The 20,671-nt window shown below is 42.0% G+C and carries 25 protein-coding genes; 22 read left to right on the forward strand and 3 right to left on the reverse strand.

Translation table 11 applies throughout. The annotated features are described in order from the left end of the window. Positions 1 to 41: 41 nt before the first annotated feature. Complete coding sequence (locus ASE42_RS17060; protein ID WP_024427366.1) at positions 42 to 377, forward strand: hypothetical protein; 336 nt, start codon at positions 42 to 44, stop codon at positions 375 to 377. 97 nt (positions 378 to 474) lie between these two features. Here ASE42_RS17060 and fbpB read toward each other — a convergent pair whose 3' ends face one another. Both fbpB and ASE42_RS17065 read right to left on the reverse strand, forming a co-directional pair. Continuing rightward, on the reverse strand, positions 475 to 624 hold the full coding sequence (fbpB, locus tag ASE42_RS18860) for a Fur-regulated basic protein FbpB (protein ID WP_065215285.1): 150 nt from the start codon (positions 622 to 624) through the stop codon (positions 475 to 477). 314 nt (positions 625 to 938) lie between these two features. Next, complete coding sequence (locus ASE42_RS17065) at positions 939 to 1,259, reverse strand: thioredoxin family protein (RefSeq protein WP_012008983.1); 321 nt, start codon at positions 1,257 to 1,259, stop codon at positions 939 to 941. Between the two features lie 184 nt (positions 1,260 to 1,443). Here ASE42_RS17065 and ASE42_RS17070 point away from each other — a divergent pair, with 184 nt between their 5' ends. From ASE42_RS17070 to ASE42_RS17100, 7 genes are all read left to right on the forward strand, one after another. Next, complete coding sequence (locus ASE42_RS17070; RefSeq protein ID WP_034622594.1) at positions 1,444 to 2,526, forward strand: D-alanine--D-alanine ligase; 1,083 nt, start codon at positions 1,444 to 1,446, stop codon at positions 2,524 to 2,526. Between the two features lie 80 nt (positions 2,527 to 2,606). After that, entirely contained in the window at positions 2,607 to 3,971 is a 1,365-nt protein-coding gene (locus tag ASE42_RS17075) for a UDP-N-acetylmuramoyl-tripeptide--D-alanyl-D-alanine ligase (RefSeq protein ID WP_044334729.1), read from the forward strand. 18 nt (positions 3,972 to 3,989) lie between these two features. Continuing rightward, positions 3,990 to 4,682, forward strand: a complete 693-nt coding sequence (locus ASE42_RS17080; protein ID WP_024427369.1) for an alpha/beta hydrolase — start codon at positions 3,990 to 3,992, stop codon at positions 4,680 to 4,682. A gap of 127 nt (positions 4,683 to 4,809) precedes the next feature. Beyond that, a complete protein-coding gene (locus tag ASE42_RS17085; protein ID WP_056768347.1) occupies positions 4,810 to 5,148 on the forward strand; it encodes a hypothetical protein in 339 nt (112 codons plus the stop codon). A gap of 165 nt (positions 5,149 to 5,313) precedes the next feature. Beyond that, positions 5,314 to 6,813 (forward strand): degradosome RNA helicase CshA, encoded by a 1,500-nt coding sequence (cshA, locus tag ASE42_RS17090; protein ID WP_024427371.1) that lies wholly within the window; start codon positions 5,314 to 5,316, stop codon positions 6,811 to 6,813. Positions 6,814 to 6,930: 117 nt separating this feature from the next. Further along, a complete protein-coding gene (locus ASE42_RS17095; RefSeq protein ID WP_024425383.1) occupies positions 6,931 to 7,410 on the forward strand; it encodes a PH domain-containing protein in 480 nt (159 codons plus the stop codon). Then, positions 7,400 to 8,896 (forward strand): PH domain-containing protein, encoded by a 1,497-nt coding sequence (locus tag ASE42_RS17100; RefSeq protein WP_056768349.1) that lies wholly within the window; start codon positions 7,400 to 7,402, stop codon positions 8,894 to 8,896. Before ASE42_RS17095 ends, ASE42_RS17100 begins: the two co-directional genes overlap by 11 nt. Before the next feature lie 54 nt (positions 8,897 to 8,950). On the opposite strand, the gene ASE42_RS17105 is transcribed toward ASE42_RS17100, so the two are convergent. Then, positions 8,951 to 9,556 carry a rhomboid family intramembrane serine protease gene (locus tag ASE42_RS17105; protein WP_024425384.1) on the reverse strand — a complete coding sequence of 202 codons (606 nt, stop codon included), beginning with the start codon at positions 9,554 to 9,556 and terminating at the stop codon, positions 8,951 to 8,953. Between the two features lie 94 nt (positions 9,557 to 9,650). On the opposite strand from ASE42_RS17105, the gene acpS reads away from it, so the two are divergent. The 14 genes from acpS (at position 9,651) to ASE42_RS17175 (ending at position 20,652) form a co-directional block, all read left to right on the forward strand. Beyond that, positions 9,651 to 10,016 (forward strand): holo-ACP synthase, encoded by a 366-nt coding sequence (gene acpS / locus ASE42_RS17110; RefSeq protein WP_041089202.1) that lies wholly within the window; start codon positions 9,651 to 9,653, stop codon positions 10,014 to 10,016. Positions 10,017 to 10,176: 160 nt separating this feature from the next. Further along, positions 10,177 to 11,193, forward strand: coding sequence for an outer membrane lipoprotein-sorting protein (locus ASE42_RS17115; protein ID WP_087975235.1), 1,017 nt, complete (start codon positions 10,177 to 10,179; stop codon positions 11,191 to 11,193). 141 nt (positions 11,194 to 11,334) lie between these two features. Next, entirely contained in the window at positions 11,335 to 12,516 is a 1,182-nt protein-coding gene (gene alr, locus ASE42_RS17120) for an alanine racemase (RefSeq protein WP_056768353.1), read from the forward strand. Between the two features lie 294 nt (positions 12,517 to 12,810). Further along, positions 12,811 to 13,092: a hypothetical protein gene (locus ASE42_RS17125; protein ID WP_003214273.1), complete on the forward strand. Its 282-nt coding sequence runs from the start codon at positions 12,811 to 12,813 to the stop codon at positions 13,090 to 13,092. Between the two features lie 4 nt (positions 13,093 to 13,096). After that, positions 13,097 to 13,447: a type II toxin-antitoxin system endoribonuclease NdoA gene (ndoA, locus tag ASE42_RS17130; RefSeq protein WP_024425388.1), complete on the forward strand. Its 351-nt coding sequence runs from the start codon at positions 13,097 to 13,099 to the stop codon at positions 13,445 to 13,447. Positions 13,448 to 13,563: 116 nt separating this feature from the next. Next, entirely contained in the window at positions 13,564 to 14,394 is an 831-nt protein-coding gene (locus ASE42_RS17135) for an RsbT co-antagonist protein RsbRA (RefSeq protein ID WP_034622604.1), read from the forward strand. 4 nt (positions 14,395 to 14,398) lie between these two features. Further along, positions 14,399 to 14,767 carry an RsbT antagonist protein RsbS gene (gene rsbS, locus ASE42_RS17140; RefSeq protein WP_003214235.1) on the forward strand — a complete coding sequence of 123 codons (369 nt, stop codon included), beginning with the start codon at positions 14,399 to 14,401 and terminating at the stop codon, positions 14,765 to 14,767. Between the two features lie 2 nt (positions 14,768 to 14,769). Continuing rightward, positions 14,770 to 15,171: an anti-sigma regulatory factor gene (locus tag ASE42_RS17145; protein ID WP_024425390.1), complete on the forward strand. Its 402-nt coding sequence runs from the start codon at positions 14,770 to 14,772 to the stop codon at positions 15,169 to 15,171. Positions 15,172 to 15,181: 10 nt separating this feature from the next. Then, a complete protein-coding gene (locus ASE42_RS17150; RefSeq protein ID WP_056768356.1) occupies positions 15,182 to 16,189 on the forward strand; it encodes a PP2C family protein-serine/threonine phosphatase in 1,008 nt (335 codons plus the stop codon). A gap of 59 nt (positions 16,190 to 16,248) precedes the next feature. After that, entirely contained in the window at positions 16,249 to 16,578 is a 330-nt protein-coding gene (locus ASE42_RS17155; protein ID WP_024425392.1) for an anti-sigma factor antagonist, read from the forward strand. Then, the gene (gene rsbW, locus ASE42_RS17160) at positions 16,575 to 17,063 is read left to right on the forward strand and encodes an anti-sigma B factor RsbW (protein ID WP_024425393.1); all 489 of its coding nucleotides are present in this window, start codon (positions 16,575 to 16,577) and stop codon (positions 17,061 to 17,063) included. The genes ASE42_RS17155 and rsbW overlap by 4 nt, the downstream gene beginning before the upstream one ends. Continuing rightward, positions 17,029 to 17,817 (forward strand): RNA polymerase sigma factor SigB, encoded by a 789-nt coding sequence (sigB, locus tag ASE42_RS17165; RefSeq protein WP_024427378.1) that lies wholly within the window; start codon positions 17,029 to 17,031, stop codon positions 17,815 to 17,817. The genes rsbW and sigB overlap by 35 nt, the downstream gene beginning before the upstream one ends. Beyond that, positions 17,817 to 18,416, forward strand: coding sequence for a PP2C family serine/threonine-protein phosphatase (locus ASE42_RS17170; protein ID WP_024427379.1), 600 nt, complete (start codon positions 17,817 to 17,819; stop codon positions 18,414 to 18,416). The genes sigB and ASE42_RS17170 overlap by 1 nt, the downstream gene beginning before the upstream one ends. Positions 18,417 to 18,492: 76 nt before the next feature. Further along, a complete protein-coding gene (locus ASE42_RS17175; RefSeq protein WP_056768359.1) occupies positions 18,493 to 20,652 on the forward strand; it encodes a Tex family protein in 2,160 nt (719 codons plus the stop codon). Positions 20,653 to 20,671 lie beyond the last annotated feature (19 nt).

Below are 20,671 nucleotides of genomic sequence, written 5' to 3' on the forward strand. Positions count from 1 at the left end.
TTTGTCTTATAATAAGAAGGAGTCATGGAGGTGGCACTATCGTGAAAAATTTCATTACGGCTTTACCAATTTTGTTGCTGCTGTCGTTTTCGTTTGTGTCTTTTGCCTTCCAGTTTGATCACCTTGTTTATTTCAGACTAGCGCTGGGGATCTTTTCGTTAGCGGGTCTTTTCTTTCTGTATACACTTAAAAGAAACATGAAATGGTTCATGGTCTATTTATATGCGAGCTGGATCGTTCTTGCTGCCGTCACGACATTTGAGGAACCAGTCTTTTCTCAATTTTTCTTCGGTGGTTTAACGATGACAATGGGTTATCTCACATATATGCTCATTTATTTAGGAATGAAGCAGGACCGTGTAGCGAAAGCAAATTAAAACAAAAGCCGATAAAATCGAATAACAGATTTTATCGGCTTTTTTATTTTATTGAAGCAGACAAAAGAGCAGCCAGCGATGACTGCTCCTCTTGTACTTATGATTCACGCCCAGCAGCTGCAAGCTGCTTCTGGTGTTTTTTGTCAATGGTTTCGTAAATACTTTCCATCATTTGAGGATCGCGCATGATGGCCTTTTTGTTCTCTTCAATCAATTGCTGATAGGTTTTAATTTTCTTCTTAGACATGTGACTTATCGCTCCCTTATTAGAATGGACGTCTATAGGATTTCACATAGATGAAATTGATAATCATTTTCAATTAGCAACTCCATTATACAAAGACAAATGTCAGAAGTAAAGATTCAATTCAGAAAATTCACGTAACCGACATATTCCAAGCTGGTTCGACGCTGCATTCTTTCCCAGGAAATAATTTGTCATGACTTGTCGTAAGTGAAACATCAATTTGAAACGTTTTGGCTGTGCAGCTCGTCTTATGAAGAGATTTAAAAAGAAAAAAGACATCAGCAAGTGTTTGCTGATGTCCTTCGTTTCATCAATTAAGAAACGTGCTCTTGAAGAAATTCTGTCACTTCTTCAGGCGATTTTGCATTTGCACTGTGTAAATGACCTGTTTTTTCACCATTTTTGAAAATTAACAGGCTTGGAATGCCCATTACCTGATACGTTTCAGCTAATTCTGGGAAATCATCTTTATTTATTTCAAACCATTCATGGTGAGCATAAGCTTCTAGGATGTCTGGAATGAACATGTCCATTCTTGTACAGTCAGGACACCATGTTGCAAAGAATTTAACGATGACTTCTTTGTCTGATTGAATAATTTCATTGAATTGTTCAGTACTTGTGATTTTTTTCAATTTGTCACAACTCCTTTTCAATGTCATTTTAATATAAAATAAAGGCGAATGACATACAAATGCTCGGGAGGCGCTTACAACCTTTACAAATCATTTCAATTACGTAACAACAAAAATTAATTAGAGCATTTTTGCTTGAAAGTGATAAGATAGTAAAGATGAATTTTAGTGGGGGGAGTATCCATTGAAAATAAGTTTAGGATTGATTTACGGCGGAAAGTCAGCCGAACATAATGTATCACTGCAAACAGCCCTTGCAGTTACAAAAGCACTTAACACTGAGAAGTTCGATATACATCCAATTTATATTACAGAAGAGGGTGAATGGTTAAGAGGAGAAAAACTCACTGAACCAGTATCAAACGTCAAAATGCTTCAATTTGAACAGAACGCAAAGACGTTTTTACCAACTTCTTTAAATGAAAGCATGTTTCCACAGCCTGCATCGGCTGATGAGAAAATTGATGTTGTCTTCCCGTTGCTGCACGGACCAAATGGAGAAGATGGCACAATGCAAGGATTACTTGAACTGTTAAATATCCCGTATGTCGGCAACGGCGTTCTCGCGTCTGCCGCGGGTATGGATAAAGTCATGATGAAAGATGTTTTTGCACAAGCAGGACTTGCACAAGCAAAGCACCTTTCTTTCAATAAAAAAGACTACGAGAAAGCGACACGAGACAGCTTAGAACAGGTGGAAAAAGTACTGGGCTATCCATGCTTTGTGAAACCTGCCAACATGGGATCAAGTGTTGGAATTAGCAAATGCCGCAGCAAAGAAGAACTCCAGACTGCATTTGACCTCGCTTTCCAATATGATCGTCGTGTGGTCGTAGAAGAAGGCGTCGTTGGAAGAGAAATCGAGATTGGTGTATTAGGCAATGATGAGCCGAAGTGCTCTGTCGTTGGTGAGATTGCACCTAAAACAGATTTTTATGATTACAAAGCAAAATATGAAGATGGCGATACAGATTTGATCATTCCGGCGAGTGTGTCAGAGGATGAATATAAGACGATTCATGACATGGCGATTAAGGCATTTAAAGCCCTCGATGGATCTGGTCTCGTACGTGCAGACTTCTTCCTGACAGAAAAAGGTGAAGTGTTGATCAATGAAGTGAATACAATGCCTGGATTCACACCATTTAGTATGTTCCCATTACTTTGGAAGCACACTGGTGTAGAGTATCCAGAGTTAATTGAAAAGCTGGTGTCACTTGCAATTGAACGCCATCGAGAAAAACAAACCATTAAAACAACTTTTTAATGTGAGCAGCAAGCAGACACTATCCTTAGATAGTGTCTCTTTTCCTTCAAACGTGAAATGAGAAAGAGAGGCGAAAAATCATGATCAAACGTACAGTGAAACAAATCGCCCAAATGGCTGGTGGAACCCTATCTAATCAAGCTTTTGGCGAAGAACAGATTCACGGAGTGACAACAGATACACGAAAAGTATCAAACGGCGCCCTGTTTATCCCGCTTATCGGAGAACATTTTAACGGTCACACATTTGCTTCAAAAGCAGTGGAGCTAGGAGCCTCAGCTGTTCTTTGGAATCAAAAAGAAGCCAATCCGCCAGAAGGCGTTCCAGTAATTCTTGTAGAGGATACACTAGCTGCGCTTCAACAGCTGGCGAAATCATACTTAAAAGAAGAAAACCCTCGTGTTGTCGGTATTACAGGAAGTAATGGGAAAACCACAACGAAAGATATGATTCATTCCGTCTTGCAAACAGCGTATCGAGTTCATAAAACAGACGGTAACTTTAATAATCATATCGGTCTTCCGCTCACCATTCTTGCAATGCCAGAAGGAACCGATATTGCGGTTTTGGAGATGGGCATGAGTGCAAAAGGCGAAATCGAATTTTTATCAAATCTCGCTGAGCCGGATGCGGCAGTCATCACAAATATCGGGGAATCTCATATGCAAGATTTAGGATCAAGAGAAGCCATTGCTGATGCAAAATGTGAGATCGTCAAAGGGTTAAAAGAAGACGGCATCTTTTATTACTTAGGTGATGAGCCTTTGCTTCGCGAAAGAGCAAGTTCACTCTCTCAGCGTGTAAAAACCTTTGGAGAAGCAGAGGACTGTGATATCAAGGTAACGCACATCAACCAGCTTGCAGAAGGAACAGAATTTCAGGTCGAAGGGTATGCCCAAGGTTTTCTCATTCCTGTATTAGGGAAACATAATGTGAAGAATGCACTTGCTGCTATTGCTATTGGCCAGCATTTTGGGCTGAATGAAAGACAAATAGCCCAGGGACTGATGCAAACGAAGTTGACGGGGATGCGTCTTGAGCTGTTTAAAACAGATAAAGGAATCACTGTCATTAATGATGCGTATAATGCAAGTCCTACTTCTATGAAAGCAGCCATTGATCTAGTGGGAGATATGGACGGCTTCGCCAATCGTATTCTTGTACTTGGAGATATGCTCGAAATGGGCAGTGAAGAAGAAACGTATCATTATGAACTTGGCCGTTACATCAAGCCGGAATTTATTGATCATGTCATGACATATGGCCGTCTAGGTGCATTCATTGCTGAAGGAGCGAAAAAATCATTCGGGGCTGAGCACGTATTCTCCTTTATGGACAAAGAGGACCTGAAGAAAAAACTAGCTGAAGTGGCAGGGCCTGACGATGTTGTGCTTGTCAAAGCCTCACGCGGTATGAAATTGGAAGAAGTCATTACTGCACTATAAAAGTGAGAAGGTGACAGAATGATTGGCTGTTTATGTATCCACGGTTTTACGGGTGCCCCTTATGAAGTAGAACCGCTGGCGCAATATTTAAAACAGACGGCAGATTGGGAAGTGCAGTCTGTCACGCTTCCGGGGCATGGGGATGAGCTTCAGTTAAAAGGCATTCTTTATCAAGAATGGATAGCGACAGCTGAACTCGAACTTCTATCACTTTACAGAACTTGTGACACCGTGTATTTGATCGGCTTTTCTATGGGCGGAATGATTGCTTCTTACTTAGCAGCGAAGTACCCAGTTGCCCGTCTCGTCCTATTAAGTGCTGCGGCTAAATATGTGAACCCAAAACAAATGATGCAAGACACAAGGCAGATGGTGAAGGAGTCCCTGTCAGGGATCATTGATACAAACCCTTTATATGATCGATACCGCCATAAGCTCACAAGCACGCCGCTGTCAGCCGCGATAGAATTTATGAAGCTGGTAAAGCAAACGAAGAATTCGCTTGAGAAGCTTCATCTGCCTGTGTTAATTGTTCAAGGTGAAAGCGACGGGATTGTGCCTGCTTCAAGTGCAGAATTTATTTATCATAAAGTCCCGTCTCGCCAGAAAGAAATGTTTTATTTGCCCGATTGTAAACATCATGTTTGTCATGAGCCATGTGCCCAGCAATTGTTTGAGAAAGTAGAACATTTTCTAAAAAAAGCAATTTAATATATAGAAAAGCTAAAATGTGGCTAAACTAATATAAATTGAATCCCACTTGTTAAAATTTGCATCATTTTTGTCGAATGAGTGACAGGCATATGGTACAATAGGAAAGAAAAGGTGGTTGATTCGGTTGTTTCAATATGACGGAAAAACCTTTATCCCGCAGTCTAATTCGAGTAACGGAGAAGTATCAGAAGGAACCATATTTCAATATCGTCAGGACGGGAATATATTAACGGGCACATATCAAGGCGGCAGTATTGTATCTGGCGTACTTGTAGGAACTGTGAATGAGGATGGAACACTTCATTTTAGATACCACCATGTAAGCAAGGACGGCAGTATGAGAAGCGGGACTTGCAATTCCACTCCAAAGCAGCTGGATAACGGAAAAATTCAACTGTTTGAAAAGTGGAAATGGATGGACGGAGATCAAAGTGAAGGTGAATCTGTCATTGTAGAACAGTAGATATATCCATTTCTGTCTTGTTGAAAAACAAATAGTGTAATGGTAAGATATAAGGTAGGGTAATTCGGGCTTTGTATATAATGGACCTGTCCTTTCAGAAAAGGGCAGTTTTTAATGATCATTCACGAGATTACTGAAACAGCAATTAGAAGGAGTTTGAATAAATTGACTATAACGTTTCAAGATTTTCAATTAAGCGAAAGTCTCATGAAGGCTATTAACCGCATGGGATTTGAAGAAGCAACACCGATTCAAGCAGAAACGATTCCTCTCGGTCTTCAAAATAAAGATGTCATCGGACAAGCACAAACAGGAACAGGAAAAACTGCAGCATTTGGTATTCCTCTGGTTGAAAAAATCGACCCAGCGTCTCCAAATATCCAAGCGATTATCATTGCGCCAACAAGAGAATTAGCGATTCAAGTATCTGAAGAGCTATATAAAATCGGCCAAGACAAGCGTGCACGCGTACTTCCTATTTACGGTGGACAAGATATCGGCCGTCAAATCCGTTCGCTCAAGAAAAATCCTCATATCATCGTAGGGACTCCAGGACGTTTACTCGATCACATTAACCGTCGTACAATGCGTCTTCAAAACGTTGAAACAGTTGTGCTAGATGAAGCAGACGAAATGCTAAACATGGGTTTCATCGAAGACATTGAAGCGATCCTTTCAAATGTACCAAGTGAACACCAAACACTTTTATTCTCTGCGACAATGCCTGCACCAATTAAGCGCATTGCAGAGCGTTTCATGACAAACCCAGAACACGTAAAAGTAAAAGCGAAAGAAATGACAGTATCTAACATCCAACAGTTCTATTTGGATATTCACGAACGTAAAAAGTTTGATACATTGACTCGTCTTCTTGACATTCAATCACCTGAGCTTTCAATTGTCTTCGGCCGTACGAAACGCCGTGTTGACGAATTGACTGAAGCACTTAACCTTAGAGGTTATACAGCTGAAGGAATTCATGGTGACCTGACTCAAGCAAAACGTATGGTTGCGCTTCGTAAATTCAAAGAGGGTTCAATCGATGTGCTTGTCGCAACAGACGTTGCAGCACGTGGACTTGATATCTCAGGCGTAACACACGTGTATAACTTTGACGTACCGCAAGATCCAGAAAGCTACGTGCACCGTATTGGACGTACAGGACGTGCTGGACGTACAGGTATGGCGATGACATTCATCACACCACGTGAAAAAGATATGCTTCGTGCGATTGAGCAAACGACTAAACGTAAAATGGATCGTATGAAAGAGCCTACACTAGATGAGGCGATTGAAGGACAACAGCAAGTAACAGTTGACCGTCTACGCACAATCATCAGTGAAAACAACTTGAACTTCTACATGACAGCTGCTGCTGAATTGTTGGAAGATCATGATTCTGTAACAGTGGTTGCAGCTGCGATCAAAATGATGACAAAAGAGCCGGATGCAACGCCTGTTCGTTTGACAGATGAAGCACCAATGATTTCTAAACGTCATCGTAACAACCGCAGCTCTTCTAAACGCAGAGACGGCGGCGGTGGCGGAGGCTACCGTGGAAAAGGCAAGAACAGCCGTTCATCTTATGGTGATAAAAAGCGTTCTTCAAATGACCGCAATCGTTCTTCTAACGATCGTCGTCAAAAGAAATCTTATAACAACTAACATACAAGAGCGAATCCTTTGCAGGGTTCGCTTTTTTTTTTAATAAGCTGAAATTGAAACTTTTTAGGCTTTGTTACGTAATATATTGATAGAAAAGTAAGAGAATGGGGGAAGAATGTGAGAAAACAGCCGCAACGTCAAATTAGTTTAAATGGTTTAAAGGTATGGCGTCTTCAAAATGGAATTATCTCATTGATTTTCTTACTCATCATCATTGGGGTATTTGTTGCCAGCTACTATTTTCAATGGCCATATTGGATTGGAGCGATCCTTTCTGGTTTATGGGTCTTACAGGTCATTTTTGGCATTTGGCTCATACCAAAAATCCGCCACCACATCTGGCGCTACGAAGTATTCGAAAATGAAATTGAAATACAGCATGGACTCATTCGCGTCACACGTGTCATTGTGCCAATGGTTCGTGTTCAGCATGTTGATACATCTCAAGGGCCGCTTTTAAGGCGCTACCGTTTGGCATCTGTTCAAATTTCGACTGCTGCCACAGTTCATGATATACCGGCGCTAGAATTAGAAGAGGCAGATGAGCTTCGTGATTACATATCTCGTTTAGCAAGGGTGACGGAAGATGATGTCTGAACCAAAACGTGTACATCCCATTTCGATGTTCATTGATTTTATATCAGATGCTGTATCCATGATCAAAAACTTCATTATCCCTTTTTTCGTGTTGATTTTTGTGAACTCGAATTCGAGCATTCGCTTTTATGCATTTATTATTCTTGGTGTGCTTCTTTTGTGGAAAGCCGTTTTTACCATTTTAGAATGGAGACGATTCACTTACCGGATGGAAGACGATGAATTTCGTGTGGAATCGGGTGTGATTACGAAAAAGAAAAAATATATCTCGTTAGAACGAATTCAAACGGTTAATACAAGTGAAGGCATTTTTCAGCGGATTTTCGGTTTAGTGCGGGTTCAAATCGAAACGGCAGGCGGAACGGATGGTCCAGAAGTGAGCCTGACCGCGATTACAAAAGCAGAAGCGGAACAATTAAAGCAGTCGATTTTCAACCGGAAGAAAAGCTTGCAGGAAGAAGAAATGACGGATGAAGCAGGTGATCTGAATGGCCATTTGACTGCGCAAAAACCTATGCAGGAAGAAATCAATGTCTCCTATCGTATGGGTGTGCCAGAATTGCTTTTGGCTGCCACCACTTCAAGCGGTATCGGTGTCATTATCTCAGGGTGTCTCGCCATCTACACGCAAATAGATGAAATTCTCCCTTTGGACGGGTTCTTCAAGCAGTTCTCTTTTTTAAGCCATGCGAGCATTGAAATCTATGCGATTTTGATATTTCTTGCCGTATTGATCGCTTGGATCTTGAGTGTTGGGGTAACAGCACTTCAGTATGCAAATTTTGCTGCAAAACGAAAAGGGAATGACATCATCATTACAAGAGGGCTCATCGAGAGACATCAAATGACCATTCCACTTGCGAGAATTCAAGCAGTGAAAATCAAAGAGAATATGATCCGTGAGCCTTTTGGTTTTGCGACCGTGATGCTTGTTAGTGCAGGAGGTTCAATTACAGAGAAAGAAACCTCTTCCGTCTTATTTCCGCTCATTCGGAAGAAAAAAATAAATGAATTGCTGTCACAATTCACCGATCATTATCATGTAGCACCAGAAACAGAGCTGAAAAAAGTGCCAAAGCGTTCACTCAAACGCTACCTGATCTCATATGGCTTTGTGCCGTTACTTGCAGGTGTCATCCTGTCGGTACGCTTTCCACCATGGGGGTATTTGGGACTCATTCCGTTACCGCTTGCTCTATTCTTCGGCTATTTAGCTTATAAACAATCAGGATATACAATCAAAGGTTCATTGATTCAAATGACATCAAGAGGCATTGGCAAGACCACTGGCATTGTCCTTAGAAAACGAATGCAAAACTATACGATGACGCAATCTTTTTTCCAAAAGAAAGGCCGGGTCGCAAGTATTCACACCTTTGTGAAATCCTCTGCGCTGCTTGATTCCTTTGGTGTGCATCACCTTGAGGAAGAAGATGCGGCACGTGTATTTGATTGGTATTCATATGAAAAAAATCAATCGTCTTAAACGAAAAATGTCGATCAGCTCCTGCTTGAGGAGTGATCGACATTTTTTATGAGATTAATAGCGTCTTTTTTTCGAATGGAAAAGCAGCGTAATCGGTGCTAGAAGCATACCGCCGATCAATCCAAATAAGTGAGCCATGATATTGATGTTTGAATTGACGAACGTCATGATGACAGAAACAGCAAGAATCGTTAAAATCACTTGTGAATTCCCCCGGTCCATCATGTGCGGTTTAAACAGGACAAGGTATAGATAAACCCCAAACAAACCGAAGATCGCACCAGAAGCGCCAACATGTACATACTCTAAAGGCTCCACCCAATAGGTTCCGAGATTGCCAATGAATCCTGCACCAAGATAAATGATCAGAAATCGAACCTTCCCAAGCAAATGTTCAAGCGCTGGGGCGAATAAGAAAAGGGACATGGAATTAAATAAAATATGCGTGAGACTTCCGTGAAGAAAAATAGGTGTAACGAGCCGCCACCATTCCCCAGCCGCTACACCATAATTGAAACCGACGAGATGATCCTGTCCAAGCTGTATAATAGGGATAGGAACCGCAAATATAAGCCACAGGCCAATTTGTAAAGCAAGGATCGCTGTTACGATTGGATACGATCTAATAAATTGTTGAAAGCTCTCCGTTCGAATAAACATAACAAACCCCTTTTGACTAGATAATGGTAAGTTTATAGTAACACGTTTATGAAGCGAACACTTAAATTAGTACGAGTATCATAGGAGGTACCTCATGATTAAAGGAATAGGCATTGATATTGTAGAGATCGACCGTCTTTCGCGAGTACTCAGCAGACAGCCTCGTTTACCGGAACGCATTTTGACTTTAAGTGAACAGGACGTCTTTCGTACACTGAGTGAAAAAAGACAGCTGGAATTTTTGGCAGGGCGCTTTGCGGCAAAAGAAGCTTTCGCTAAAGCATACGGAACAGGAATCGGTCAGCATTTAAGCTTTCATGACATAGACATTCAAAAAGACGATAAGGGAAAACCCTTTATCAAAAGCAAGAAAGCGGAGGGAGATCAGGTTCATGTGTCCATTACCCATACAAAGGAATATGCTGCTGCACAAGTTTTAATTGAAAGGTTGTCAAGCTAGTCTGCATATTGTTTGTCCCCCCTTCATATATTGGGTAGTGCGATAAGGAAGGGCGAGTTGCTAACAGGCTTTGATGGTTCGCGGTACGCAGTTAACTCTTGAGGCGTACTGTTAAAGTCAAACAAGCGGTTTCTTCCTTTTAACACAATTAACGAAGGGGTTGAAAAGGGTGAGAAAAAGCTTTGTTTTGCTTGTAACGGGAATCCTTTTTGTACTGATTCTCTCCGCATGCGGTCAAAAATCTCAGCAAGATATCGTTGGAGATTTAAACAAAAAGGCAGAGGAAATGACATCATACAAAGCCAAAGCAAAAATGACCATTGAGACAGGAAATGACCCGCAGGAGTACCAGGTAGAAATTTGGTACAAAAAGCCGGAGCTTTACCGTGTCTATTTAGAAAATCCGAAAAAGGATCAGAGTCAAGTCATTTTAAGAAATGGCAATGGTGTGTTTGTGCTGACACCTTCATTGAACAAGAGCTTCCGTTTCCATAGTGATTGGCCGAATAATAGCAGTCAGGTCTATTTATTCGAATCACTTGTGAAGGATATTAAAAATGACAGCGCAGCTCAGTTCAAAGCGAAAGAGTCAAAGTATGTGTTCGAAACGAAGACCAATTATCAGCACAACCAAATGCTGCCTACCCAAGAGATTACCTTTCATAAGAAAACAATGGCGCCTGCCAGTGTGAAAGTGCTGGATAGCGACAAAAAGCCAATGGTGAAAGTGGAATTCTCTCACTTTGAATTCAATAAATCCTTTGACAAAGATGCATTTGATGAGAAGAAAAACATGACACTCTCTCAAATGGATGTTGCCACAAGTGCAGACCCATCTGACAGCTTTGCGGTGAAAACACCAGTTGATATGCCAGAAGGCGTGAAGAAGATGGAAGAGAAAGAAATGACGACAGATGCTGGGAAGCGTTATGTGATTACGTACGGCGGCAAGAAATCCTTCACACTCATTCAGGAAAAAGCGCGAGTAGCTGAAGCATCTACGCCTGTCACGATGAACGGCGAGCCAGTCGATCTTGGTATGACAGTAGGGGTTCTGACAGATCAATCCCTCTCATGGACATCTGACGGAGTTGACTACTTAATTTCCTCAAGTGATCTATCGAAAGAAGAGCTTTTGATGGTCGCAAAGAGTGTAGAAGGCCAGTCAGCTAAATAAATGAGATTCTCAGGCAGAAAGCCTTGATAAATGGAGCATCAGCCCTGTGCAAGGGCTGATTTTCTTTGATTTGTTTCACATTATTCTTGATTTTTAGTATCATATGAAGGGATTGAATCATTCAATAGGGAAGTGTGACTGATGGACACAAATGCCTTTTATAGAGACACTTGGGCAGAAATTAATTTAACCGCAATCAAGCACAATGTTTCACATATGAAAGATCATATCGGTCAAAATGTTCAATTGATGGCTGTTGTGAAAGCCAATGCATATGGACATGGAGATATAGAAGTGGCAAGAGCTGCACTCAAAGCAGGAGCAGACTTGTTAGCTGTCGCCTTTTTAGATGAGGCCATTTCTTTAAGAAATCAAGGCATTAAAGCACCGATTCTTGTACTCGGCGCAGTACCGCCGGAGTATGTCAAAACCGCTGTTCGATACAATGTGATCATGACCGCTTACTCCATAGAGTGGCTGAGGGAAGTCGACGCTATGGTGAAAGGGCAGATGGGACAACCCATTCGTTTTCATTTGAAAATAGACAGCGGAATGAACCGTTTAGGTGTGAAAACGTTGGAGGAAGTCAGCGAAGTAAAGAAGCTTGTGAGCGAGCATGCTTATTTACAACTGGAAGGTGTATTTACTCACTTTGCGACAGCAGATGAAAAGGATGAAAACTATTTTGAGCGGCAGGTCGACACTTTTCAAACTCTGCTTCAGCCGCTTCATACGGACGAACTGCTCGTTCATTGTGCCAATAGTGCAGCAGGTTTAAGGTTTAAAGAAGTGTTGTTTAATATGGTTCGCTTCGGCATCAGTATGTACGGGCTGTCACCATCAGAGGAAATCAAAGATGAACTCCCTTTCAAGCTGGAAGAAGCCATGTCTCTTCATACAAAGCTCGCCCATGTGAAGCCCATTCAAAAGGGTGAGAGTGTCAGCTATGGGGCGACGTATACCGCCAATCAAGATACATGGATCGGTACGGTACCAGTCGGCTATGCAGACGGGTGGATCAGGAAGCTGGCAGGCACGGAAGTACTTGTTGGCGGAAAGCGCCGGAAGATTGCTGGAAGGGTATGTATGGATCAATTCATGGTTGAACTGAAAGAGAATTTTTCAGCAGGGGAGCCTGTCGTTTTGATTGGTGGACAAGGTGAAGAAATGGTATCAGTCGATGAAATTGCAAAAAGGCTTGAAACCATTAACTATGAAGTCACTTGCTCCATTGGCCACCGCGTCCCAAGAGTATATATAGAGGACGGCAAAAGGGTGCATGTGCGGAATCCGCTGCTTCAAGGCGGATCAAGCTTTTTCTAAGCAGCTTTCACAGGAACGATCGTCAAACTGACATCGTTCCTTTTTATTCTACAAAGAAGGGGTAAACATTCTCCCTTTTTTAGAGATTTTGGAAATACCGTATGATTTTCGGAAAAAAGCGTATAATGTGAAAGAGGAACTCCATTATCATCTTTGATTTACGGGTGAACAGCCGCTTCATGTTCTAATAAGAAATCATGAAAAAACAGCTTTGCTTGCGCATTGAATAATGGTATGATTAGTCTTGGAATGGATCGAAACGGTATCCGTAAGTTTTGTGGAGGTGTATGTTTTTTGTCTGAATCCAGCGCAACAAACGAAATGAAGATTCGACTACCGGAGGCTTTGATGTCTGAAATCGAACGAGTAGCAGAGCAGGATAAGGTAACAAGAAATGAATTGATCTACCGAGCGACAAAAACGTATATTCGTGAACGTAATATTCGACAAAATCGTGAATCGATGAGACGCGGCTACATGGAGATGGCGAAAATTAATCTGAATATCTCTTCAGAGGCACAATACGCAGAATTTGAGGCTGAGAATACAGTTGAGCGATTAGTCAGCGGGGGTTAAACATTTGATTGTTAAACGCGGTGATGTTTACTTTGCTGATTTATCTCCTGTTGTTGGCTCCGAGCAGGGCGGGGTTCGCCCAGTATTGGTGATTCAAAATGACATTGGAAATCGCTTCAGCCCGACTGCTATCGTTGCAGCCATAACAGCCCAAATACAAAAAGCGAAATTACCGACTCACGTCGAAATTGATGCAAAGCGCTACGGCTTTGAGCGAGATTCTGTCATTCTCTTGGAGCAGATTCGTACAATCGATAAACAAAGATTGACAGATAAAATCACACATCTTGATGATGAGATGATGGAGAAGGTTGATGAAGCCTTACAAGTTAGTTTGGCTCTTATTGATTTTTAATATGGTGAGATTTGGTTGCTCTCTTGGGAGCAACTTTTTTTTGTGTTCAATTTTTATTAACGTTATAATGAAGGAAGACTAAAAGAAGTGCTGTTTATGTACGTAGGGGGTAAAACATGTCGAATCATATCGTGTTAGCTTTTGCAAGAGAGCATCGAGAGGAATTACAAAAAGAGTGGACGGAAATACTGAAACGACTCGGAGAAAAAGAAACGGACATGATGCTGAACGACAATATGTATGAAACCATCTGTTCGGAATATGTTCAATTAATCATTACATCTCTTTCAGAAGGGTATGCTGAAGATTTTGAAGAAAAAGTGCAAACTTTTGCTTTAAAAATTGTTCAAATGGGTATATCACTTAAGTTACTGGCAAATGGTCTAACAGAAATCCGTTCACATTTATATCAAAAAATGAACGATGACAAAGATACAACAGAAGAAAGTCATGACCTCATCTGGCAAATTGATCGATTCATCACACCTATTCATAACGAGATCTTAAACCAGTATTCCATCTCATGGGAGAAAACAGTCAACCTTCAAAAAATCGCGCTGCAGGAACTTTCTGCCCCGCTGATCCCAGTATTTGAGCACATTACCGTCATGCCGCTTGTTGGAACAATTGACACAGAACGTGCCAAAAAAATTATGGAGAATCTGCTCAACGGTGTCGTCAAACATCGCTCACAAGTCGTCTTAATTGATATTACGGGTGTACCTGTCGTTGACACAATGGTGGCGCATCATATCATTCAAGCATCAGAGGCTGTGAGATTAGTAGGTGCGAAGTGCTTGCTTGTCGGTATTCGTCCAGAAATAGCCCAAACCATTGTGAACCTTGGAATTGATTTATCTCAAGTTACAACAAAGAATACCCTTCAAAAAGGAATTCAAACTGCTTTGGAAATGACAAATCGAAAAATTGTTTCATTGGAGGGATAACCCAGTGAGAAATCACCCGAAGATTCCAATCTTAAAACTATATAACTGTCTTCTGATTTCGATACAGTGGGAGCTTGATGACCAAACAGCTCTCCACTTTCAAGAAGACTTGCTGAATAAAATTCATGAAACAGGAGCAAACGGTGTTGTCATTGACCTCACATCCGTTGACATGATTGATTCCTTTATTGCAAAGGTATTAGGTGATGTGATCACGATGTCCAAGCTCATGGGGGCAAAAGTTGTATTAACAGGAATACAGCCGGCAGTCGCTGTGACGCTGATTGAACTTGGAATATCGCTTGAAGAAATTCAGACAGCACTAGATCTTGAACAAGGGCTTGAGACACTGAAGCGGGAATTGGGGGAATAGATATGAAAGACCAATCCTGTGTAAGAATATTGACGGAATGGGACATAGTCGCAGCAAGACAATTGGGGCGCAATGTTGCAAAAGAACTTGGATTTGGAACAGTTGACCAAGCAAGAATTACGACGGCCATTTCAGAATTAGCTCGAAACATTTATTTATACGCTGGTAAAGGTCAGATTTGTATAGATGAAGTGATGGAGCGCGGAAAGCGTGGACTCAAAGTCATAGCAGCCGATGAGGGGCCAGGTATCATGGATATACGTAAAGTAATGGAAGACGGATTTTCAACATCAGGCGGGCTCGGAGCAGGTCTTCCGGGCGTCAGACGACTGATGGATGAATTTAAATTAGATTCTGCACCAGAACAAGGAACGGAGATACAAGCTGTTAAGTGGCTTCGCTAGGAGGGAAACCATGGATTTTAAGGAGGTAATGGAGCAGCGGTACCATCAGCTGCTCAGTCGTTATATCAGTGATTTAACTGAAACATCGCTTTATCAAGCTCAAAAATTTAGCCGTAAAACCATTGATCATCAAATACCTCCTGAAGAAATAGTGAGTGTTCACCGAAAAGTGATTCAGGAGCTTTACCCTGATTTGCCGGAAGATGTTTTTCATTCACTAGACTTCTTAATTGAAGTCATGATTGGGTACGGACTTGCCTACCAAGAACATTTAACACTCAGAGGCATCCAGCAAGAAATAAAATCTGAAATCGAAATTGCTGCAAATGTTCAGCAAACCCTTCTGGAAACGAAAATTCCAGAAGGAGATACCTTTGATATTGGTGCAATTAGTGTACCGGCAAAACAGATGAGTGGAGATTATTACCACTTCGTGACGGATCACGATACAATCAATATCGCGATCGCAGATGTCATTGGAAAGGGAATCCCGGCCGCGCTCTGTATGTCGATGATTAAATATGCGATGGATTCCTTGCCAGAGTCAGGGAGCGGCCCAACAAAGGTGCTGAAAACCCTGAATCGTGTAGTCGAGCAAAACGTAGACCCAAGTATGTTTATCACGATGTTCTATGGCAGCTATAATAAAGAAACGCATGAGTTTAAATACGCATCGGCTGGTCATGAGCCGGGCTTTTTCTATTGCAAAAAAGAGAACACATTTTACGATTTAGATGCAAAAGGGCTTGTCCTTGGGATCGCACCAGACTTTGACTACAGACAGTACGAGAAGCATTTGGACGCAGGAGATATGGTGATCTTATTCTCTGATGGGGTCACAGAATCCAAGTCAGAGGATGGTTTCTTAGAGCGGGAGGACATCAAAACACTCATATCTGAGCACCTATCCTATTCAGCTCAAGAAATGGTGGATGCCATCTACGCCAGCTTACTCAAACTGCAGGATTTTCAGCTGCACGATGACTTTACTTTACTTGTTCTCAAAAGAAAGGTTTAGAAAGTGAACATGCGGGTATATAAAACTTTAGGAAACAAGAATTTCGAGGTGAATGCATAATGAATATGTCTGTAAAAGAGCATCAAATAGATCAAAAAACGAAAATCAGTGTCAGCGGAGAAATTGATGTGTACTCCGCTCCTGAGCTAAGAGAAACGCTCATGCCTAAAGCTGAGGCGGGAGAGCATCTTGAAATCTGTCTAAAGGATGTTACGTATATGGATAGTACAGGTTTAGGTGTATTCGTTGGGCTGTTTAAAGCGGCTCAAAAAGCAGGTGGCACATTAAAGCTTGAGAACTTGTCAGAACGGCTTGTAAGGTTGTTTGAAATCACTGGATTAAAGGACATCATTGACATTTCTGCAAAGTCAGAGGGTGGGGTACAATGAACGAATCAGTAGATCTAATCGAGATGAAAATACCGGCAAAACCAGAATATGTAGGCATCATTCGCTTGACTCTGTCAGGCGTAGCGAGCCGGATGGGCTATGCCTATGAAGAGATTGAGGACTTAAAAATTGCCGTCAGTGAGGCCTGTACAAATGCAGTTCAGCATGCCTACAAAGGTGAAGACGGCGAAGATGGAGAGGTGGCTGTTCGCTTTCTTGTCTACGAGGATCGTCTAGAAATCATTGTCGCTGACAAAGGCGGTAGCTTTGACTTTAAGCAAAAACAGGAAGACCTCGGACCGTACACATCTGCTCATACGGTGGATCAATTGGCAGAAGGAGGTCTTGGTTTATACTTAATGCAAACATTGATGGATGAAGTCGAGGTGCAAGCAAACTCCGGAGTTACCGTGGCGATGACAAAGTTTTTAAACAGGGAGCGAGTTGACCATGACACAACCATCCAAAACTATGAAACTAACTAAAGATGAAGTAGACCGCCTCATCCAAAGCTATCAAACCAATCAAGACGAGCAGGCGCAGCTCACGCTGGTCGAATGCTATACAAACTTGGTTGATATGCTGGCGAAAAAATATTCTAAAGGAAAAAGCTTTCATGAGGACCTTAGACAAGTTGGAATGATAGGTTTACTTGGCGCTATTAAACGATACGACCCGCTCGTCGGTAAATCATTTGAAGCCTTTGCTATTCCAACCATCATCGGGGAAATCAAACGCTTTTTACGAGATAAGACATGGAGTGTCCATGTACCAAGGCGGATTAAAGAGCTTGGACCAAGAATCAAAATGGCAGTTGATCATTTGACAACAGAGACACAGAAATCACCTAAAGTCCAAGAAATTGCAGAATACCTAGATGTAACAGAAGAAGAAGTACTTGAAACCATGGAGATGGGCAAAAGCTATCAAGCACTGTCTGTTGACCAAGGCGTAGAGGCTGATTCTGAAGGAAGTACTGTGACGATTTTAGACGTTGTCGGCTCACAGGAAGAGGGCTACGAACGTGTGAATCAAAAAATGATGCTTGAGAGTGTGCTTCATGTGCTGTCGGATAGAGAAAAAGAGATTATCAATCTGACTTACTTGCAAAATAAGAGTCAGAAAGAGACAGGCGATTTACTTGGTATATCTCAAATGCATGTATCGAGACTTCAGCGGAAGGCAGTGAAAAAACTGCGAGATGCATTATCAGAAGATGCGTCTATGGAGCTAGGGTAATGAAACAGATTGAACAGCATGAGCATGTAAATGCCATTATCTATCAATCGAATAAAGAAGGAAAAGCATGCTGCGGGGACAGTTTTTTTATTAAAGCAGATGATGAAGAACTAATTTGTGCTGTAGCAGACGGATTGGGCAGCGGCCAGTACGCCAATGAATCATCTTCTTTAGTCAGCGAAATTGTCGAAGAATATGGACATGAGGATGTGGCGGCCCTCATCGACAGATGCAATCAGGCTATGAAAAATAAACGCGGGGCCACTGTGGCCATATTAAAGGTGAATTTTTCCCAGCAGCAATTTACCTATTGTTCGGTTGGTAATATTCGGTTTATCTTGAATGCACCTTCTGGCGACTATATTTATCCACTTCCGACATCAGGATACTTATCAGGGAAACCTAGAAAATATAAAACTTACACCTATTCCTACGAAAAAGGATCGATATTCATTATGTATTCAGACGGACTGAATGTGCCAAACATGCGCATGTGTTTAAAGCATGGACATTCAGTTGAAGACATCGCCAAACAGCTTGAAACATACACACAAGACAAAAAGGACGATCTCACCTATGTACTTGGTCAGCTCACGTAAAATAGCTGACCTTTTTTCTGTTTTGCCGGTTTTTTTGATACACTAAAAGAGAAGACACAGTGAGAGGATGCAAAGTATGAAGACATCTGACTTTTTATTGAAACAAATTGCGACAGAATTAAAGCTTTCAACAAAACAAATTGAAAGTGTGATCAAGCTTTTAGAGGATGGCAACACCGTCCCGTTTATTGCCCGTTATCGGAAAGAGCAGACAGGCTCACTGGATGAGGTGCAAATTCAAACCATTTCAGAGCGCTATACATATATCCAAAATGTCACGAACCGAAAAGAAGAAGTCATTCGCTTAATTGCTGAACAAGACAAACTGACCGATGAATTAAAACAGAAAATTGAACAAGCTCATAAACTGCAAGAGGTCGAAGATTTATACCGGCCATTCAAACAAAAGCGCAAAACAAAGGCGAATGTAGCCAAAGCAAAAGGGCTGGAGCCGCTGGCGGAATATTTACTCACGCTGCCAAGCGATCAGATCGAGAAGAAAGCAGCTGCTTTTATTAACGAAGAAAAAGAAGTGACAAATGTAGAAGAGGCACTTGAAGGTGCGCAGCACATCATTGCTGAACAGCTGGCAGATGATCCTGATATGCGAAAATGGATTCGCAGTGAAACGTACCAAAAGGGCAGTCTGGTCACATCAGGAAAAGACGTCGAAAGCGATGAGAAAAACGTCTATGAAATGTATTACGATTATCAAGAGCCAATCAAAAAGATTGTCCCGCACCGTGTACTAGCGGTCAACCGCGGGGAGAAAGAGGGCATTTTAAAGGCAGCCATCGAACCACCTGCTGAAAATATTCGCTTCTATCTCGACAAACAAGTTCTAAAAGGCAAACAGACGACGGCGAGACCGTTTATTGAAGCGGCAATCGATGATGCGTATAAACGCCTCATTCAGCCTTCCATCGAGCGAGAAATACGAAAAGAGCTGACAGAAAAAGCAGAGGAACAAGCGATTCATATTTTTGCTGAAAACTTAAGAAAACTGCTGCTTCAGCCGCCGATGAAAGGGAAGCGTGTACTTGGAGTCGACCCCGCATTTCGGACAGGCTGTAAATTAGCTGTCGTGGATGATACAGGCAAAGTCCATCATATTGGCGTCATTTACCCGCATCCGCCCGTGCAGAAAAAAGCGGAAGCGAAACAAAAAGTCAAAGAGATCATTCAATCATCAAACATTGAAGTGATTGCGATTGGAAACGGAACAGCCTCAAGAGAGACAGAACAATTCATTGCAGACTTGATTCAAGAACTGGATCAGCCGGTGTCTTATTTGATCGTGAATGAAGCTGGAGCAAGTGTTTACTCCGCATCTGCACTTGCGCGAGAAGAGTTTCCAGATTTGCAAGTCGAAGAACGAAGCGCCATCTCAATCGCTAGAAGATTACAAGATCCTTTAGCAGAGCTCGTGAAAATTGATCCGAAGTCTGTCGGTGTGGGCCAATACCAGCATGATGTCAGCCAGAAGCAATTAAACAGCTCGTTAACCTTTGTGGTCGAAACAGTCGTCAACCAAGTCGGTGTGAACGTCAATACAGCTTCACAGGCGCTGCTGCAATATGTATCAGGCCTTTCAAAAGCCGTCGCAGGGAATATCATCAAGCGCCGCGAAGAGATTGGGAGATTCACAAGCAGAAAAGAATTGAAAGATATCCCAAGGCTCGGTGCTAAAACATATGAGCAGTGTATCGGTTTCCTTCGCATTACAGACGGACAAGACCCGCTTGATCGTACAGGTATTCACCCTGAGAGCTATAAAGAAACAAAACAGTTTTTACGCATGATCAACATGACGCCAGACGATCTTGGCACAGAGCAGTTAAAAGAGAAAATTGCTGAAGTGAAACTGGACGAAGCAGCCCAGCAGCTGGACATTGGGACAATTACACTTCAAGATATCATTGATCAGCTGACAAGACCTGAGCGTGATCCGCGGGATGAAGTGCCAAAACCGCTGCTCAAAACAGATGTGTTGAAATTGGAAGACTTGAAGCAAGGAATGGAGCTGCAAGGAACGGTGAGAAACGTTGTGGACTTCGGTGCATTCATTGATATTGGTGTAAAGCAGGATGGGCTTGTGCATATTTCCAAGCTAAGCAATCGTTTTGTGAAGCATCCGCTTGACGTTGTATCAGTTGGTGACATTGTGACCGTATGGGTGGACTCCGTTGACCAGGCAAAAGGCCGCGTTGCCCTCTCCATGCTGAAACCAGAGTAACAAAAAAACGAGGCGCACC

The organism is Bacillus sp. Root920, from assembly GCF_001429445.1.
Lineage (GTDB): Bacteria > Bacillota > Bacilli > Bacillales > Bacillaceae > Bacillus > Bacillus safensis.

Excerpts from the sequence above, each read along its gene's own strand:
- ASE42_RS17175 (WP_056768359.1), top strand. The coding sequence starts at position 18,493 with ATGAAGACATCTGACTTTTTATTGAAACAAATTGCGACAGAATTAAAG.
- ASE42_RS17105 (WP_024425384.1), bottom strand. The coding sequence starts at position 9,556 with ATGTTTATTCGAACGGAGAGCTTTCAACAATTTATTAGATCGTATCCA.
- sigB (WP_024427378.1), top strand. The coding sequence starts at position 17,029 with ATGACACAACCATCCAAAACTATGAAACTAACTAAAGATGAAGTAGAC.
- acpS (WP_041089202.1), top strand. The coding sequence starts at position 9,651 with ATGATTAAAGGAATAGGCATTGATATTGTAGAGATCGACCGTCTTTCG.
- alr (WP_056768353.1), top strand. The coding sequence starts at position 11,335 with ATGGACACAAATGCCTTTTATAGAGACACTTGGGCAGAAATTAATTTA.
- rsbW (WP_024425393.1), top strand. The coding sequence starts at position 16,575 with ATGAACGAATCAGTAGATCTAATCGAGATGAAAATACCGGCAAAACCA.
- fbpB (WP_065215285.1), bottom strand. The coding sequence starts at position 624 with ATGTCTAAGAAGAAAATTAAAACCTATCAGCAATTGATTGAAGAGAAC.
- ASE42_RS17145 (WP_024425390.1), top strand. The coding sequence starts at position 14,770 with ATGAAAGACCAATCCTGTGTAAGAATATTGACGGAATGGGACATAGTC.
- ASE42_RS17075 (WP_044334729.1), top strand. The coding sequence starts at position 2,607 with ATGATCAAACGTACAGTGAAACAAATCGCCCAAATGGCTGGTGGAACC.
- ASE42_RS17155 (WP_024425392.1), top strand. The coding sequence starts at position 16,249 with ATGAATATGTCTGTAAAAGAGCATCAAATAGATCAAAAAACGAAAATC.
- ASE42_RS17170 (WP_024427379.1), top strand. The coding sequence starts at position 17,817 with ATGAAACAGATTGAACAGCATGAGCATGTAAATGCCATTATCTATCAA.
- ASE42_RS17080 (WP_024427369.1), top strand. The coding sequence starts at position 3,990 with ATGATTGGCTGTTTATGTATCCACGGTTTTACGGGTGCCCCTTATGAA.
- ASE42_RS17135 (WP_034622604.1), top strand. The coding sequence starts at position 13,564 with ATGTCGAATCATATCGTGTTAGCTTTTGCAAGAGAGCATCGAGAGGAA.
- ASE42_RS17100 (WP_056768349.1), top strand. The coding sequence starts at position 7,400 with ATGATGTCTGAACCAAAACGTGTACATCCCATTTCGATGTTCATTGAT.
- ASE42_RS17150 (WP_056768356.1), top strand. The coding sequence starts at position 15,182 with ATGGATTTTAAGGAGGTAATGGAGCAGCGGTACCATCAGCTGCTCAGT.